This window comes from Bradyrhizobium sacchari (assembly GCF_002068095.1).
Lineage (GTDB): Bacteria > Pseudomonadota > Alphaproteobacteria > Rhizobiales > Xanthobacteraceae > Bradyrhizobium > Bradyrhizobium sacchari.
In genome coordinates this window covers 86,582-101,051 of sequence record NZ_LWIG01000052.1, presented here as the reverse complement: position 1 = coordinate 101,051, position 14,470 = coordinate 86,582, and the positions used below count along the sequence as shown (strand labels likewise).

At 63.9% G+C, this 14,470-nt stretch carries 17 protein-coding genes; 6 read left to right on the top strand and 11 right to left on the bottom strand.

Annotation, left to right across the window (positions count from 1 at the left end):
* Positions 1-126 precede the first annotated feature (126 nt).
* Positions 127-552: a DUF5413 family protein gene (locus A5906_RS32570; protein WP_080139236.1), complete on the top strand. Its 426-nt coding sequence runs from the start codon at positions 127-129 to the stop codon at positions 550-552.
* A 59-nt stretch (positions 553-611) separates the two neighbouring features.
* Complete coding sequence (locus A5906_RS32565; RefSeq protein ID WP_080139235.1) at positions 612-1,163, top strand: DUF4112 domain-containing protein; 552 nt, start codon at positions 612-614, stop codon at positions 1,161-1,163.
* A 226-nt stretch (positions 1,164-1,389) separates the two neighbouring features.
* On the opposite strand, the gene A5906_RS32560 is transcribed toward A5906_RS32565, so the two are convergent.
* From A5906_RS32560 to msrA, 4 genes are all read right to left on the bottom strand, one after another.
* Complete coding sequence (locus A5906_RS32560) at positions 1,390-1,683, bottom strand: hypothetical protein (protein WP_014492502.1); 294 nt, start codon at positions 1,681-1,683, stop codon at positions 1,390-1,392.
* A gap of 213 nt (positions 1,684-1,896) precedes the next feature.
* Positions 1,897-2,061 (bottom strand): DUF3309 family protein, encoded by a 165-nt coding sequence (locus tag A5906_RS32555; protein WP_080139234.1) that lies wholly within the window; start codon positions 2,059-2,061, stop codon positions 1,897-1,899.
* Between the two features lie 106 nt (positions 2,062-2,167).
* The gene (gene msrB / locus A5906_RS32550; RefSeq protein ID WP_080139233.1) at positions 2,168-2,587 is read right to left on the bottom strand and encodes a peptide-methionine (R)-S-oxide reductase MsrB; all 420 of its coding nucleotides are present in this window, start codon (positions 2,585-2,587) and stop codon (positions 2,168-2,170) included.
* Positions 2,588-2,633: 46 nt separating this feature from the next.
* The gene (gene msrA, locus A5906_RS32545; protein WP_080139232.1) at positions 2,634-3,338 is read right to left on the bottom strand and encodes a peptide-methionine (S)-S-oxide reductase MsrA; all 705 of its coding nucleotides are present in this window, start codon (positions 3,336-3,338) and stop codon (positions 2,634-2,636) included.
* 309 nt (positions 3,339-3,647) lie between these two features.
* Here msrA and A5906_RS32540 point away from each other — a divergent pair, with 309 nt between their 5' ends.
* Positions 3,648-5,333, top strand: a complete 1,686-nt coding sequence (locus A5906_RS32540) for a caspase family protein (protein ID WP_080139231.1) — start codon at positions 3,648-3,650, stop codon at positions 5,331-5,333.
* A gap of 349 nt (positions 5,334-5,682) precedes the next feature.
* Here the strand turns inward: A5906_RS32540 and A5906_RS32535 are convergent, their stop codons facing one another.
* From A5906_RS32535 to napE, 6 genes are all read right to left on the bottom strand, one after another.
* Positions 5,683-6,798 (bottom strand): ATP-dependent DNA helicase, encoded by a 1,116-nt coding sequence (locus A5906_RS32535; RefSeq protein WP_080139230.1) that lies wholly within the window; start codon positions 6,796-6,798, stop codon positions 5,683-5,685.
* Between the two features lie 254 nt (positions 6,799-7,052).
* Entirely contained in the window at positions 7,053-7,718 is a 666-nt protein-coding gene (locus A5906_RS32530; RefSeq protein WP_080139229.1) for a NapC/NirT family cytochrome c, read from the bottom strand.
* Entirely contained in the window at positions 7,715-8,185 is a 471-nt protein-coding gene (locus A5906_RS32525) for a nitrate reductase cytochrome c-type subunit (RefSeq protein WP_080139228.1), read from the bottom strand. Before A5906_RS32525 ends, A5906_RS32530 begins: the two co-directional genes overlap by 4 nt.
* Positions 8,182-10,695, bottom strand: coding sequence for a nitrate reductase catalytic subunit NapA (gene napA, locus A5906_RS32520; protein WP_080139227.1), 2,514 nt, complete (start codon positions 10,693-10,695; stop codon positions 8,182-8,184). Before napA ends, A5906_RS32525 begins: the two co-directional genes overlap by 4 nt.
* Positions 10,696-10,711: 16 nt before the next feature.
* Positions 10,712-11,026: a chaperone NapD gene (locus A5906_RS32515; RefSeq protein WP_080139226.1), complete on the bottom strand. Its 315-nt coding sequence runs from the start codon at positions 11,024-11,026 to the stop codon at positions 10,712-10,714.
* Positions 11,027-11,053: 27 nt separating this feature from the next.
* Positions 11,054-11,239, bottom strand: a complete 186-nt coding sequence (gene napE, locus A5906_RS32510; RefSeq protein ID WP_080139225.1) for a periplasmic nitrate reductase, NapE protein — start codon at positions 11,237-11,239, stop codon at positions 11,054-11,056.
* Between the two features lie 255 nt (positions 11,240-11,494).
* Here napE and A5906_RS32505 point away from each other — a divergent pair, with 255 nt between their 5' ends.
* On the top strand, positions 11,495-12,700 hold the full coding sequence (locus tag A5906_RS32505; RefSeq protein WP_080139224.1) for an LLM class flavin-dependent oxidoreductase: 1,206 nt from the start codon (positions 11,495-11,497) through the stop codon (positions 12,698-12,700).
* A 215-nt stretch (positions 12,701-12,915) separates the two neighbouring features.
* Complete coding sequence (locus A5906_RS32500; RefSeq protein ID WP_186465190.1) at positions 12,916-13,410, top strand: RlpA-like double-psi beta-barrel domain-containing protein; 495 nt, start codon at positions 12,916-12,918, stop codon at positions 13,408-13,410.
* Positions 13,411-13,587: 177 nt separating this feature from the next.
* Here A5906_RS32500 and A5906_RS43350 read toward each other — a convergent pair whose 3' ends face one another.
* Positions 13,588-13,749 (bottom strand): hypothetical protein, encoded by a 162-nt coding sequence (locus tag A5906_RS43350; protein WP_167523731.1) that lies wholly within the window; start codon positions 13,747-13,749, stop codon positions 13,588-13,590.
* Positions 13,750-14,090: 341 nt separating this feature from the next.
* Here A5906_RS43350 and A5906_RS42010 point away from each other — a divergent pair, with 341 nt between their 5' ends.
* Complete coding sequence (locus A5906_RS42010) at positions 14,091-14,348, top strand: hypothetical protein (RefSeq protein ID WP_136615648.1); 258 nt, start codon at positions 14,091-14,093, stop codon at positions 14,346-14,348.
* Positions 14,349-14,470: the final 122 nt, after the last annotated feature.

Genomic DNA, 14,470 nt, shown 5'->3' with positions numbered 1-14,470 from the left:
GGGGATGATTTCCAAGTCCTGTCTGAACTCGTCGCCCTGCCACTTGTTCCCCCTAGGCGGCCCCGCGCCCCGCTGTTCAAGGTTCCCGGGGCGCTGCTATAACGGGGCGAGGTGTGAGGGTATTTGATGAAACGCTATCTGGTGTTTGCGCTGGTCGGCCCGTTTGTCGGCGGGTTCCTGCTGCTGCTGACGACGACCTATCAGTCCGGCTATTGGACCCAGACCAGTCTCGGCGAGGTCGGCAAGCTGTTCGCGGTGTTCTTCAAGACCCTGCAATACAGCTACCTGTTCGGCGTCCTGCCCTCGCTGATGATCGGCGCCGTCGACGACATCCTGATCCACATCCGCCGGATCGGCCCGACCTTGCGCATGCTCCTCGTCGGCCTGTTCGCCTTCGTGCTGGCCTCGCTGACCTACAGCTCGCGCGGGCCGGATTCGGGGGCGGTGCAGTTCATCCTGTACGGCATGGTCGGCTTCGTGCCGTCGGTGATTTCCTCCTGGCTCGTGCATAGATATGTCGAGGAGCCGCAATCGGCGGCGGCACCGACCTGAGCACGCGACCTTCGGACGCGGCAGCAACCTCCGCCCCGCTGGCGCGTTCCACAGAGACCATGACCATGTCCGACGACGACATTCTCGCTCCGCGCAAGCCCCGTTCGGGTGACCGTTCGCGCGACAATTTCCGGGGTACCTTCCAAGGCACCGCGCGCGGGCCGATCATCGACCAGGACGGCCGCGAAATCCGCCCCGAGACCCTTGAGCAGGGGTTTCAGGAGTTGCGCTTCGAATTCGGACAAGGCAATCCGTTCGGCAACCTCACGCGCGAGCAGCGGATCGCCCGCATCGAGGCGATCGCAAAACTGCTCGACGTCGCCTTCATCCTGCCCGGCACCAACATCCGCTACGGCATCGACGGGCTGATCGGGCTGATCCCCGTGGTCGGCGACATCATCACCACCGCGATCTCGCTGTGGCTTGTGCGCGAGGCGCGGGCGCTGGGTGCGCCCTGGTACCTTACCGCGCGCATGCTCGGAAACGTCGCGGTCGACGGCGTGGTCGGCATGGTCCCGTTCGCAGGCGATGCCTTCGACGTCATGTTCCGCGCCAACATGCGCAATGTCCGCCTCTTGCGCCGCTGGCTCGAAAAGCAGCCGCGGATTTAGCGTTTCTTCGCGTCTCCCCCGCGTGGCGAGCTTTCGCGAGCCCATCTGGTCGATGGTGCGCCAGATTTATCCGCATCGTCATTGCGAGCGCAGCGAAGCAATCCAGCGTCCCTCCGCGGAAAGATTCTGGATTGCTTCGCTGCGCTCGCAATGACGAGCAAAACGCAAAAAGCGCGACGACCTTTCGGCCATCGCGCTCTCTGCGCACATCGGAGTTTGCGAAAACTTACGCCGCGTCGGCGTCGGTCTCGGCGGCCGGCGCCGGCCTGGGGCGGCGCGGCAGCGGGAAGGCTTCGCTCTCATAGAGCGAACGGATGCCGTTCTGGTCGAAGCGCGCTTCCTCGACCTGGAGATAGGCGCCGTTCAGCGAATCCGTCGGCAACTGCTCCATCGCGAACTGCACGGCCTCGGCCGCGGTGCCGAACCGGCGATAGGTGAAGCCGGCGCGCTTCTTCTTGCGGATCGCAGCGGGGAAGAGTTCGGCGGAAGTGTTGAAGTTGAACGGACGCAGTGGACGCATGGTCAAAGACCTCGTGATCTCTCTGGGGCTTTAAGCGCGTGGGGTTTGAGAGGGCAGGGGCCGCACTCGAGCGAGCCCGCCGCACATGTCATTTTCGCCCCCTAATATAGGCCGTTTTGACAGAAATGCGACCCCTGCGATGCGAGATGATGAATCCATGCATGGCAGCCCCGCAGCCGAGGAAACATAAGTGATTTCAATGGCTTATATGGTTTAAACTTTGCCAAGAAGCAGCAGCACGATCAGCACCGCCAGCACGACCCCGCCGATGCCCATGCCGGAATGGCCAAGGCCATAGCCGTAGCCGCCGAACCGGCCGGACAGGCCGCCGACGAGATAGACGATCACCAGGATGATCAGGATGGTCCCAAGGGTCATGGCATCCTCCCTGGCGGCTGCCGAAACGCGATGGTCGGAGCCACCGCCAAGGAAGAAAGCACATCGCGCCGCCGGGTTCCATGAGGGAACCCGGCGGCACGCAGGGTCATTTGGGCTCGAGCTTCAGCGCCGCGGAGTTGATGCAGTAGCGCAGGCCGGTCGGCCCGGGGCCGTCGGGGAAGACATGGCCGAGATGGCCGCTGCACTTGGAGCAGAGCACCTCGGTGCGGATCATGCCGTGGCTCATGTCCCGCTCCTCGTCGATATGGCTCTCCACCGCGGGCGCGGTGAAGCTCGGCCAGCCGCAGCCGGAATCGAACTTGGCATCGGATTCGAACAGCACGTTGCCGCAGCCGGCGCAGACATAGGTGCCGGCGCGGTGGTCGTGCTCATATTCGCCGGTGAAGGGACGCTCGGTCGCCTTCTCGCGCAGCACCGCGTATTGCATCGGCGTCAATTCGCGCCGCCACTGCTCTTCGCTCTTGATGACCTTGTCGTCGGTGGTTTTCGCCTTGGTGTCGGGCATGGGTCTCCCGTTTCTTCGATAATCTTAGCTTTGGGTGATCTCGCGATCAGTTGGTGGCCTTGCTGGCGTTCACCAGCGTCGGCTTTTCAATGTAGTTATCCGCGAACAGCTTTTTCAGGTTCTCGACCTTGGGCAGGTCGTTATAGGCGATGTAGGGCTGGTTCGGGTGCAGGGTCAGATAGTCCTGGTGATAGGCCTCCGCCGGATAGAACGCCTCCAGCGCGCCGATCTTGGTCACGATCGGCTTGCCGAACACCTTGGCGCCGTTGAGCTGGGCGATATAGGCCTCGGCCACCTTCTTCTGCTCGTCGGACGTGGTGAAGATCGCCGAGCGATATTGCGTGCCGATGTCGGGGCCCTGGCGGTTGAGCTGGGTCGGGTCGTGCACCACCGAGAAGTAGATCTGGAGGATCTTTCCGTAAGAGATCTTCTTCGGGTCGTACTTGATCTCGACCGATTCCGCATGGCCGGTCCGGCCGGTCGAGACGGTCTGGTAGTCGGCGGTCGCCTTGGTGCCGCCGGCATAGCCGGAGACAGCGTTGACGACGCCGGCGGTGTGCTGGAACACGCCCTGCACGCCCCAGAAGCAGCCGCCGGCGACCACGGCGGTCTGGATGCCGCTCGCGGGCGCTGCGTCCACGGCCGGGGCGGGGATCACGACGGCGTCCTCGGCGGCCCGCGACGGCACGGCAAAGGCCAGCGTCAGGGCGGTCGTGGCGGCGAGCAGGGACAGAAGGGCAGGACGACGCATGGCGGAGCCTCTTTGGCGGAAGGTTGCGACAGTCTAAGTCGGTTGGCACCGGGCGAACAGTCTGCCCGGCCGGATTTCAGTCACTGGAGATACGGGGACAGGGACCGGTTGTTACGCCGGCACGGACACGACACTGTGAAGAACCGCGGCCTGAGACAGCCGGCTTGGCGGGGCGGGGAACTCCGCGGTAAGAGCATGATCCGGACAAGTGTGAAGCGGTTTTCCGCAAAGATCATGCTCAAACAACAGATGAACCCGCGCCCTCGACGGTAGACCTAAAAAAATGGCGGCTGGAGCTGACCTGACAACATGCTGCGCGTCGTTCCCCTGACCCTCCTCACCCTGATTGCCAGTGCCGCCGTCGCCTCGGCAGACCAGGTCAGCGACGATCTCACCATCTGCCGTGATCGCCAGGCGGACATGCAGGCCCGCGCACCGGCCTGCGACAATCTGCTCAACGCCGATCGCCTGTCCGGCAAGGACAAGGCCATCGCGCTGTCCGTGCGCGGCAACACCCTGATCAACAAGCGCGACTACGTCCACGCCATCGAGACCCTGTCCATGGCGATCGATCTCGATCCTGACTACGTCATTTCCCTCAACCTGCGCGGCCTCGCCTATGAGCGCAGGGGTCAGGACGACCTCGCGATGGCCGACTACAATCTCGCCCTCCAGAAGCGGCCGACCTACGGTGTGCCCTACAACAATCGCGGCGTCGTCCAGCTGCGCCGAGGCGCGCTGCAAAGCGCGCTCGACGATTTCAACCTGTCGATCAAATACACCCCCAAATTCCTGCTCGGCTGGACCAATCGCGCCCGTGTCCGCACCCTCATGAAGGACTTCAACGGCGCGATCGCCGATTTCGCCGAGGCCGACAAGATAGACCCGACCGCCCCGCAGATCGCGAGCAACCGCTGCATCACCTGGGGCATGATGGGCAAGTACGACCAGGCCTTCGCCGACTGCAACGGCCTGATCGAGCGGCAGCCGAAAAACGTCTACGCGATCAACAATCGGGCCGATGTCAGCATGATGAAGGGCGACCTCGAGGCCGCGCTGAAGGACTACAACACGGCGATCGAGATCAATCCGAACAATGTCCGCGCCCATTCCGGTCGCGGCCAGATCTACGAGCGCAAGAAGGATCTCGCCCAGGCCCGAGCCGACTATCGCGCGGCGGCCTATTCGCTGACGAGGTTCGACGAGATCGACGTCGCGCGCGCCCGCGCCATCGCGCAGGAGCGGCTCGCCGCGCTGACGCCGCAGGGACCGGCGGGTGCGCCCAGCGGGCGCCGCGTCGCGCTGGTGATCGGCAATGGCGCCTACAAGAACGTGCACGCCCTGCCCAATCCGCCGCGCGATTCGAAACTGATTGCAGGCGTGCTGAAAGATGTCGGTTTCCAGACCGTGATCTCCCTCAGCGATCTCACCCGCGACAAGTTCTTCGACGCGCTGAAGACGTTCGCGGAGGAAGCGGAGAAGGCCGACTGGGCCGTGGTCTACTACGCCGGCCATGGCTTCGAGATCGGCGGGGTGAACTATCTCGTTCCGGTCGATGCCAAGCTTGCCGCCGACAAGGACGCCGAGGCGCAGGCGGTCGCGCTCGAGCAGGTGATCGCCGCCGTCGGTGCCGCGCGGAAAATGCGTCTCGTGGTGCTCGATGCCTGCCGCGACAATCCGTTCGCGCCGACCATGCAGCGCACCTTGTCGCTGAAGCTGGTCGACAAGGGCTTTTCCAATATCGAGCCCGGCGCCGGTTTCATGGTGGTCTATGCCGCCAAGCACGGCGAGACCGCGATGGACGGCGACGGAGCCGCCAACAGTCCGTTCGCCACCGCGCTCGCCCGCGAGATCAAGGAGCCGAAGGTCGAGATCCGAAAGCTGTTCGACATCGTCCGCGACGACGTCTGGGCCGCCACCAAGCACGAGCAGCAGCCGTTCACGTATGGCTCGCCGCCGGGGCGGGAGGATTTCTATTTTGTGGCGGGGAAGTGAGGGATTGGGTTGGACGGCACCGCGCCGCCTCACAACCGGTGTCCCGGCGAAGGCCGGGACTCATAACCACAGGGAGAAGTTTGGCGAAGACTCGGAGTGATCGAAACAACCACGGTATTCACACCGCGCGATGCGGATAGGTCACGCGGTGGGTCCCGGCCCCCGTGCGCAATTGCGCACTCGGCCGGGACGACGCTAGACAACAATACCCCGTGTGAGGCGCGATGCCCGTGCGGCGAATTCAGCGCCGTAGGTGGGCAAAGGCGCAACGCGTCGTGCCCACGATTTCTCTCCATAAGCAATAGTGCGTGGGCACGCTGCGCTTTGCCCATCCTACGGCGGCGGGGCTTTAAACGACAATACTCAATCTCTTCGCCGCCCGCGTGATCCCCGTATACAGCCACCGCGCCCGCGAGTCCTGAAACGCAAAACTCTCGTCGAACAGCACGACGTCGTCCCATTGCGAGCCCTGCGATTTGTGCACGGTCAGCACGTAGCCATAGTCGAACTCGTCATAGGGCTTGCGCTGCTCCCAGGCGATCTGCTCGATGCCGCCCTCGAAGCAGTCAGCGCGCACCGACACCTTGGTCACCTTGTGGCCGAAATCCTCGTCCGGCGACAGCCGCATCGAGAGGATGCGCGATTTCGAGCGCGAGGTGTTGCGCGACTTCACGCGCCAAAGGCCGCCGTTGAACAGGCCCTTCTTGCGGTTGTTGCGCAGGCACACCAGCTTGTCGCCGGCGACGGGAAAGGTGTCCTCGATGTTCTGGCGCTGGCGCACCCGCATGTTGTACGCGCGTCGCGTGTTGTTGCGTCCGACCAGGACCTGGTCGGCGCCCATGACGCGATCGGGATCGAGCTCCTTCCGTGACACCACTTCGCTCTCGCCGTAGCGGCCGATGTCGAGTTCGCGGCCCTCGCGCACGTCCATCGACATCCGCACGATCGGATCGTCCTGCGCCTGGCGATGCACTTCGGTCAGCATCGCGTCAGGCTCCGAATTGGTGAAGAAGCCGCCGCCCTGGATCGGCGGCAGCTGCGCGGGATCGCCCAGCACCAGCAGCGGACAATCGAACGACATCAGGTCGCGGCCAAGTTCGGCGTCGACCATGGAGCATTCGTCGATCACGATCAGCTTGGCCTTCGAGGCCGGCGCGTCGTCCCACAATTCGAAGCTCGGCTGCTCCTCGCCGGATTCGCGGGCGCGATAGATCAGCGAATGGATGGTGGAGGCCTCGTCGCAGCCCTTGTTGCGCATGACGAGGGCCGCCTTGCCGGTGAAGGCGGCGAATTTCACTTCGCCGTCGACGCCCTCGGCGATATGCCGCGCCAGCGTGGTCTTGCCGGTGCCGGCAAAGCCGAACAGGCGGAAGACGGGCGGCGTGCCATTGCGCCCGGGCTTGGCTTTGAGCCAGTCGCCAACGGCCTTGAGCGCGGCATCCTGATGCGGGGTGAACGTGGCCATGTCTGTCTTGAGGAGGAGCGAAACGAGGCGATTCGCCGTCTCCCAAAACTAACCATTCACACCAAGGGTTCAAGCGCAGGGAGGCCGTTCCCCGCGGCCATCCTTCGAGACGCCCGCCTCCGGCGGGCCCTCAGGATGAGGACGGAGTGCGTGGCGCCGGTCCAACAGGCCAAGATGCCACTTAGCCTCATCCTGAGGAGGCTGCGAAGCAGCCGTCTCGAAGGACGAGGCGCTTGCTCAGGCCTCGCCAAACCCTACTGCCAGCCCGGAACGCCGCGCATGTCGGGCAGCTGGTGGGCGATGCCCTTGTGGCAGTCGATGCAGGTCTTTTCCTTGGTGAACAGGAAGCGCTGGTGCGCCACCGAGGCCCGCGGCGATTGCTTGGTGATGTCCATGGAATCGGCGCTGTGGCAGTTGCGGCATTCCAGCGAATCATTGGCCTTGAAGCGCGCCCATTCATGCGCGGCGAGCTCGAGCCGGTGGTCGAGGAATTTCTCCCGCGTGTCGATCGTGCCGAAGATCTTGCCCCAGACCTCCTTGGAAGCCTGCATCTTGCGGGCGATCTTGTCGGTCCAGTTGTGCGGCACGTGGCAGTCCGGGCAGGTCGCGCGGACGCCGGAGCGGTTGGTGAAGTGGATGGTCGACTTCAGCTCGGCGAAGACGTTGTCCTTCATCTCGTGGCAGCCGGTGCAGAACTTCTCGGTGTTGGTGATTTCCAGCGCGGTGTTGAAACCGCCCCAGAAGATCACGCCGGCCACGAAGCCCGCCAACACCAGCGTGCCGAGCGCGAACACCGAGCTCGGTCGGGTCAGCACGCCCCAGAGCTCGAGCAAAAAATCCCAGCTTCGCGCGATGAAGCCGCGCTTGGACTCCAGCTTCTGCTCCACCTTGTCCTTGGGCTCGTCGGCAGTCGTCGTCATCGGCGGCCACCGGGGCTTGCGCGCGACAGCAGCGTGTCGATGTCGGTGAAATCGTTGCTGACGGGCGGATTGGCCGTGTTCTGCGGCACGTGGCATTCGGTGCAGAAGAAGCGGCGCGGCGAGATCGAGGCCAGGAACTGGCCGTCGCGGTCCATGAAATGCGTGATCGACACCATCGGCGCCTGCGATTCCGCGGTGCGCGCCCGCGCATGGCAGGACAGGCATTTGTTGCCGTTGAGGTCGATCTGGTAGCCGTCGATCGTGTGCGGGATGACGGGCGGCTGCTCCGGATAGTTGCGCGCCTCCTTCTCGGACGTATTGCGGTTCGGCAGCATCGGCGGCGCCGGGCCCTCGTCATTGAGCGGCGCTGCGCCGCGCAGTCCCGAGGTCACCGTCTGCGCGGTCAGCGAACTCGCGCCGGCGGCGATCGCGACCGCGAGCAGGGCTATTCCAAATCGCTTCATCATGACAGGCTCACACGCTCGATGCGCACGGCGCATTTCTTGAAATCGGTCTGCAGCGAGATCGGATCGGTGGCGTCCAGCGTCACCTTGTTGATCAGCTTGGATTCGTCGAACCACGGCACGAACACGAGGCCGCGCGGCGGCCGGTCGCGGCCGCGCGTCTCGACGCGGGCGCGGATGAAGCCGCGGCGCGAGACCACCTTCACTTCATCCCCTCGGCGCAGCTTTGCTTCCGCGGCGTCGTCCGGATGCATGAAGCACACGGCCTCGGGGAACGCCTTGTAGAGCTCGGGCACGCGGCGCGTCATGGTGCCGGAATGCCAGTGCTCCAGCACGCGGCCGGTCGAGAGCCAGAACGGATATTCGTTGTCGGGCGATTCCGCCGCCGGCTCGTAGGGCAGCGCGAAGATGCGCGCCTTGCCGTCGGGATAGCCGTAGAACTGCACGTCGGTGCCCTGCTTGACGTAGGGGTCGCTGCCCTCGCGGAAACGCCATTTCGTTTCCTGGCCGTTGACCACAGGCCAGCGCAGGCCGCGCTCCCGGTGATAGGCGTCGAACGGCGCGAGGTCGTGGCCGTGGCCGCGGCCGAACTGGGCATATTCCTCGAACAGGCCCTTCTGCACGTAGAAGCCGAACGCCTTGGCCTCCTCGTTGGCGTAGCCGGCCTCGATCTCGGTCAGGGGGAATTTGTCGACCTGGCCGTTCTTGTAGAGCACGTCGAACAGCGTCTTGCCGCGATATTCCGGCTTCTTGGCGATCAGCTCCTCGGGCCAGACCTCCTCGATCTTGAAGCGTTTTGAAAATTCCATGAGCTGCCAGAGATCGGATTTCGCCTCGCCTGGCGCTGTGACGAGCTGGTGCCAGAACTGCGTGCGCCGCTCGGCATTGCCATAGGCGCCTTCCTTCTCGACCCACATCGCGGTCGGCAGGATCAGATCGGCGGCGAGCGCGGTCACGGTCGGATAGGCATCCGACACCACGATGAAATTGTCGGGATTGCGGAAGCCGGGATAGGTCTCCTCGTTGACGTTGGGACCGGCCTGCAGGTTGTTGTTGACCTGCACCCAATAGGCGTTGATCAGGCCGTCCTTCAGCATCCGGCTCTGCAGCACGGCGTGAGCACCGTTCTTGTCGGGGATGGTGCCCTCGGGCAGCTGCCAGATGTGCTCGGCGTGGTCGCGATGCGCCTTGTTGGTCACGACCATGTCGGCGGGCAGGCGGTGCGAGAAGGTGCCGACCTCGCGCGCGGTGCCACAGGCCGAGGGCTGGCCGGTCAGCGAGAACGGGCTGTTGCCGGGCGCGGAGATCTTTCCGGTCAAAAGATGGATGTTGTAGACGAGGTTGTTGCACCAGACGCCGCGGGTATGCTGGTTGAAGCCCATGGTCCAGAACGAGACCACCTTGGTCTTCGGATCGGCATAGAGCTCCGCCAGCGCCTCCAGGCGATTGAGCGGCACGCCGGACATCTCGGCGGCCTTCTCCAGCGTGTACTCCGAGACGAACTTGACGAACTCGTCATAGCTCATGTCGGTGGAGTCGTTGGCCTTGGCCGCACCGGTCGCCTTCTTCTGCAGCGGGTGCTCAGGCCGCAGGCCATAGCCGATATCGGTCTGGCCGCGCTTGAACACGGTATGGGCGGCAACGAAGTCCTTGTTGACGCGGCCGGTCTTGATGATGTGGTTGGCGATGGCGTTGAGGATGTAGAGATCCGTCTGCGGCTTGAACACCATGCCGATGTCGGCGAGGTCGAACGAGCGGTGCTCGAAGGTGGAGAGCACGGCGACGCGGACATGCGGCGCGGACAACCGGCGGTCGGTCAGGCGCGTCCACAGAATGGGGTGCATCTCCGCCATGTTGGAGCCCCACAGCACGAAGGCGTCGGTGGCCTCGATGTCGTCATAGCAGCCGGCCGGCTCGTCGATGCCGAAGGTGCGCATCATGCCGGCGACGGCGGAGGCCATGCAGTGCCGCGCATTAGGGTCGATGTTGTTGGTGCGGAAGCCCGCCTTGAACAGCTTCGAGGCCGCATAGCCCTCCCAGATCGTCCACTGGCCGGAGCCGAACATGGCGACGCCGTTCGGCCCGCGCTTCTTGATCGCCTCCTTCCACTTCTGCTCCATGATGTCGAAGGCTTCGGTCCAGGTAACAGGCGTGAAGTCGCCGTTCTTGTCGAACTTGCCGTCCCTCTTGCGCAGCATCGGCTGCGTCAGGCGGTCGTGGCCGTACATGATCTTGGAGAGGAAGTAGCCCTTGACGCAGTTGAGCCCGCGATTGACTTCGGCCTTGATGTCGCCGTGGGTGGCGACGACGCGGTTGTCCTTGGTCGCGACCATCACCGAGCAGCCGGTGCCGCAGAAGCGGCAGGCGGCCTTGTCCCATTTCAATTCGCTCACCTCGCGCTCGGCGGCGAGGTTGGCGGCCAGCGCCGGCGCCGGCAGGCCGGCGGCGGCCGCGGCGATCGCGGCGGCCTCGAGCTTCAGCATCTGGCGGCGGTCGAGCTTCGGCGATGTCATGATGGCTCTTCCTGACTCAGGCGGTTTCAATGGCGTGGAAGACCAGCGCCGCGGAATAGACGTGCTGCAGCGACTGAATGGTGTTGAGCATGGTGCCGAGGCTGCCGGCGTCGGGCGCTTCGGTGACCACGACAAGCTTGCCGCGTGGGTCGCGGCCGTGGATCTCGCAGCCGGGAAGGACGGTGATCTCGGCTTCGACCTCCGCGAGGCGTTCGGGGCGCGCCTGCACGATGATGCTGGCGATCTCGGCGCCGGGCGGCGGCACGATGCGGTCGGCGCTGAGCACGCGGCCGGTGATCAATGCACGGCGGTTGAGTGTGGTTTGGGCCATGATGCCTGTCTTTCGCTGTTCGAACGATCAATGCGCGGAGGTCGGCGGCCCGGGAGGACCGGCGAACATCTGGTAGATCCAGACGCCGAGCCCGTAGGAGCCGACCGTTCCGACCGCGAGGACGGGCATCACGACCGCGGTCAGGAACAGGAAAGCGAAAATCTCCATGCGCTTACGGCGCACGCGCGAAGTCGCGTCGTCAGGGGCCGACATATTCGGTCTCTTCGGGATGGTATGGGGAATCGGGACGGCATCCGGGCCGTTGCCTTGCAGCACTTTTGCTGCATTCGGGCCGCTGTGGCGTTGATCTGGATCAATCTGTCGACCTGCGCGGATGTCGCAGCGGCAGCGCTGGGGCGGGCGTGCAGGCGGGGAAACCTTCTCCCACGCGGCGGAATTGCCGGTCCGTAGACAGCGTCGGCTCACCCATTAAGATGCGGGTAACAAGAACAATGCGGGAGGGGCGTCATGAAGTTCGGCATCTTCTATGAGTTGCAACTGCCGCGACCCTGGGTGGCCGGCGACGAGCTCGCCCTCTACCAGAACGCGCTCTCGCAGATGGAACTTGCCGACGGGCTCGGCTACGACCATGCCTGGGTGGTCGAGCACCACTTCCTCGAGGAGTACTCGCACTCGCCCTCGCCGGAATCCTTCCTCGCAGCCGCGAGCCAGCGCACGAAGAACATCCGGCTTGGCCACGGCATCCTCCAGCTCACCACCAACCACCCGGCGCGCGTTGCCGAGCGCGTCGCGGTGCTCGACCTGCTCTCCAACGGCCGCTGCGAGTTCGGCATGGGCGAGAGCGCCTCGATCACCGAGCTCGAGCCGTTCGGGCGTGACATGGAGACCAAGAAGGAGGTGTTCGAGGAGGCCGTTGCCGCGATCTTCCCGATGTTCAAGGACGCAGGGTCCGAGCATCACGGCAGGTATTTCGACATTCCCTTGCGCAACGTCGTGCCCAAGCCGGTGCAGAAGCCGCATCCGCCGTTGTGGATGGCCTGCTCGCAACTGCCGACCATCGAGCGCGCCGGCCGTCATGGCTTCGGCGCGCTCGGCTTCCAGTTCGTCAGCGCCGATGCCGCGCACGCCTGGGTGCACGCCTATTACAACGCCATCACCAAGCGGCTGCACAAATTGGCCGACTACGAGATCAACCCGAACATGGCGCTGGTGTCGTTCTTCATGTGCGCGAAGACGGATGAAGAGGCGCGCGCGCGTGCCGACGGCGCCACCTTCTTCCAGTTCGCGCTGCGCTTCTACGGCGCCTCGCAGAACCGCCAGCGTCCCGCACCCTACACCGTCAACATGTGGGACGAGTACAACAAGTGGAAGCGCGACAATCCGGAAGCGCAGGAGGCCGCGCTGCGCGGCGGCCTGATCGGCTCGCCCGAGACGATCCGAAGGAAACTGAAGCGCTTCCAGTCCTCGCATATCGACCAGGTCATCCTGCTGAATCAGGCGGGCAAGAACAGCCACGAGCACATCTGCGAATCGCTCGAACTGTTCGGCCGCGAGGTGATGCCGGAGTTCCAGAACGATCCGGCGCAGGCAGCCTGGAAACAGGGCGTGATGAGCGGCGAGATCAAGCTGGAAGAAATCGACACCGAGGCTTTTACGGATCGCTACGGCAAGCTCGCGATAAATGTCGCCCCAGTGAGAGCGGCGGCGGAATAGGCCTCCCGTTAAGTCATGCTGCTGACGCAATCTCTGTCTTAACCGGCGCCAACGTAAAACACTGCGTGGGAACCACTTTGGTTTGCACGACGGTTCCATAGCCAAGGGGTTGGCACGAACCCGTAAAAGTCCGGTGCAAGCTTCATGAACGCGTCCGCGTTCGCTTGCGCTGTTTGCGGTGTCGGGAACCGGCGATCTAAAAAATCACAGGAGTCATGATGCTGTTCCGATCGAGCGCCGCAATTTGCGGCGCCCTGGTTGCGCTTGCCGTTTCTGTCACTGTTGCTCGAAGTGAATCGCGTGGGGGCCACGCAAACGCCGTCGTTGATGCCGCTTCCGGGGATGCGGTCGTTGGCGCTGCATCCATGTACAATCCGTTCAAGCCCGGCAAAGAGGAGGGCGGTCCGAAGACGGCTTCCGGCGAGCGCTATAATCCCTCCGACTGGGCGGCTGCGATCAAGACGACCTTGCGCAGGAAATTCGGTGGGGTTCAATTCGGTGAGCGGCCGAAATATGCCCTCGTCGAGGCCGTCGGCAAGAAGGTCATCGTCAAGATCAACGACGTGGGACCGCTTCGGCCCGGCCGCATCATCGACTTCAACGAGCGGACGATGCGCCATTTCGATCCAAGCCTGGAGCGCGGAGTCATCAAGGACGTGAAAGTTAGCCCGCTTGCAGGGGACGATTGGACGCTGGGGCCGGTGGGTTGAACGTCCCGTGCGGAGGAGGTCGCACGTCCCGACCAGCGGGGCCACTTCGATGGCTCCGCATCGCGGGTGACTTCTGACCCGCAACGGATTGGCGGACATGGAAAGCTGGACGCGGGCGGTCTCGGGTTCGAGCTTCGATGGCTCTGACAATCGCGTTACGGACTGACGTGCTCGCCTCTAGCTCCTGCCGTACTGATCTTGATCGTAGGACTGCAGGATCCGGACGAAATCAGCCATGCTGGATCGATCCGGATTTTCGGCAAAAGCCGAGACCTCGGTATGGGATGTGGACCGGCTTCCTTGCCAGAACCGCATCAGGAGATCGGCGATGTTTCTCATGGCGTACTCTCTGCGATTAGCTGTGGCAGTCCGCCTGATCGAGAAAGACCGGCGGGCGTTACGCCGCCGACCTTGCTCCGCAACTGCCGGCCCCGAGACCGGTTCCGTTGCTTTTCACTCCGGACTTATTGGTAGCATCAGGCACTCGGTTGGCGCCATTGCGCAGGGGTATGAAGGCGGCATACCTAGGTAGGCTTGGACTGGTGAATCGAAATCAGCCGACCGGTATCGACGTCCGTTGACGCCTCCGAAGCCACGGGCAGTTTGATCGCTTGCATGGCACAATACGGAACTGTAGCGGGACCAGCCTGTTGGTTCGATCAGCCAAGCGGAGTCTCGCAATGCGGATCATTCTGATAATGGCGATTGGCTGGGTGTTGTCGTGCGGATTTGCGACAGCACAGACCGATCCCAAGGACATGGCAACTGGACGGTCGGCACCAGAAGAAAAAGGTCAATTGCAGCCACAAGGTTGGACCGGACCGCTCGATACGAAATCGGGTGGCGCGCCGCCGGAAAGCCCGCAAGGTCAAAGCCCGCCGGGAATGCAGGCAGCGCCAGACGGATCAACCAAAGTGGTGACCGAGCCGCGTAAGTAAGTCTAACTCGGTTTGTCGTCGAGAAGTCGGCTTCACCCTGGGACGAGCCGACGCGTAACCTCTGCCTGTGGCTCACGGCCAAGCCGTCCGGCGCGTTCAGCCGAGGACCGTTCGCGGCCCCG

What these genes read in the sequence shown, in the direction of transcription:
- msrB (WP_080139233.1), bottom strand. Translation starts at nt 2,587, where the DNA reads ATGCCCGACACCAAGGCGAAAACCACCGACGACAAGGTCATCAAGAGC.
- A5906_RS32530 (WP_080139229.1), bottom strand. Translation starts at nt 7,718, where the DNA reads ATGACGACGACTGCCGACGAGCCCAAGGACAAGGTGGAGCAGAAGCTG.
- napE (WP_080139225.1), bottom strand. Translation starts at nt 11,239, where the DNA reads ATGTCGGCCCCTGACGACGCGACTTCGCGCGTGCGCCGTAAGCGCATG.
- A5906_RS32505 (WP_080139224.1), top strand. Translation starts at nt 11,495, where the DNA reads ATGAAGTTCGGCATCTTCTATGAGTTGCAACTGCCGCGACCCTGGGTG.
- msrA (WP_080139232.1), bottom strand. Translation starts at nt 3,338, where the DNA reads ATGCGTCGTCCTGCCCTTCTGTCCCTGCTCGCCGCCACGACCGCCCTG.
- A5906_RS32540 (WP_080139231.1), top strand. Translation starts at nt 3,648, where the DNA reads ATGCTGCGCGTCGTTCCCCTGACCCTCCTCACCCTGATTGCCAGTGCC.
- A5906_RS32570 (WP_080139236.1), top strand. Translation starts at nt 127, where the DNA reads ATGAAACGCTATCTGGTGTTTGCGCTGGTCGGCCCGTTTGTCGGCGGG.
- A5906_RS42010 (WP_136615648.1), top strand. Translation starts at nt 14,091, where the DNA reads ATGCGGATCATTCTGATAATGGCGATTGGCTGGGTGTTGTCGTGCGGA.
- A5906_RS32560 (WP_014492502.1), bottom strand. Translation starts at nt 1,683, where the DNA reads ATGCGTCCACTGCGTCCGTTCAACTTCAACACTTCCGCCGAACTCTTC.
- A5906_RS32500 (WP_186465190.1), top strand. Translation starts at nt 12,916, where the DNA reads ATGATGCTGTTCCGATCGAGCGCCGCAATTTGCGGCGCCCTGGTTGCG.
- A5906_RS32515 (WP_080139226.1), bottom strand. Translation starts at nt 11,026, where the DNA reads ATGGCCCAAACCACACTCAACCGCCGTGCATTGATCACCGGCCGCGTG.
- A5906_RS43350 (WP_167523731.1), bottom strand. Translation starts at nt 13,749, where the DNA reads ATGAGAAACATCGCCGATCTCCTGATGCGGTTCTGGCAAGGAAGCCGG.
- napA (WP_080139227.1), bottom strand. Translation starts at nt 10,695, where the DNA reads ATGACATCGCCGAAGCTCGACCGCCGCCAGATGCTGAAGCTCGAGGCC.
- A5906_RS32535 (WP_080139230.1), bottom strand. Translation starts at nt 6,798, where the DNA reads ATGGCCACGTTCACCCCGCATCAGGATGCCGCGCTCAAGGCCGTTGGC.
- A5906_RS32555 (WP_080139234.1), bottom strand. Translation starts at nt 2,061, where the DNA reads ATGACCCTTGGGACCATCCTGATCATCCTGGTGATCGTCTATCTCGTC.
- A5906_RS32525 (WP_080139228.1), bottom strand. Translation starts at nt 8,185, where the DNA reads ATGATGAAGCGATTTGGAATAGCCCTGCTCGCGGTCGCGATCGCCGCC.
- A5906_RS32565 (WP_080139235.1), top strand. Translation starts at nt 612, where the DNA reads ATGACCATGTCCGACGACGACATTCTCGCTCCGCGCAAGCCCCGTTCG.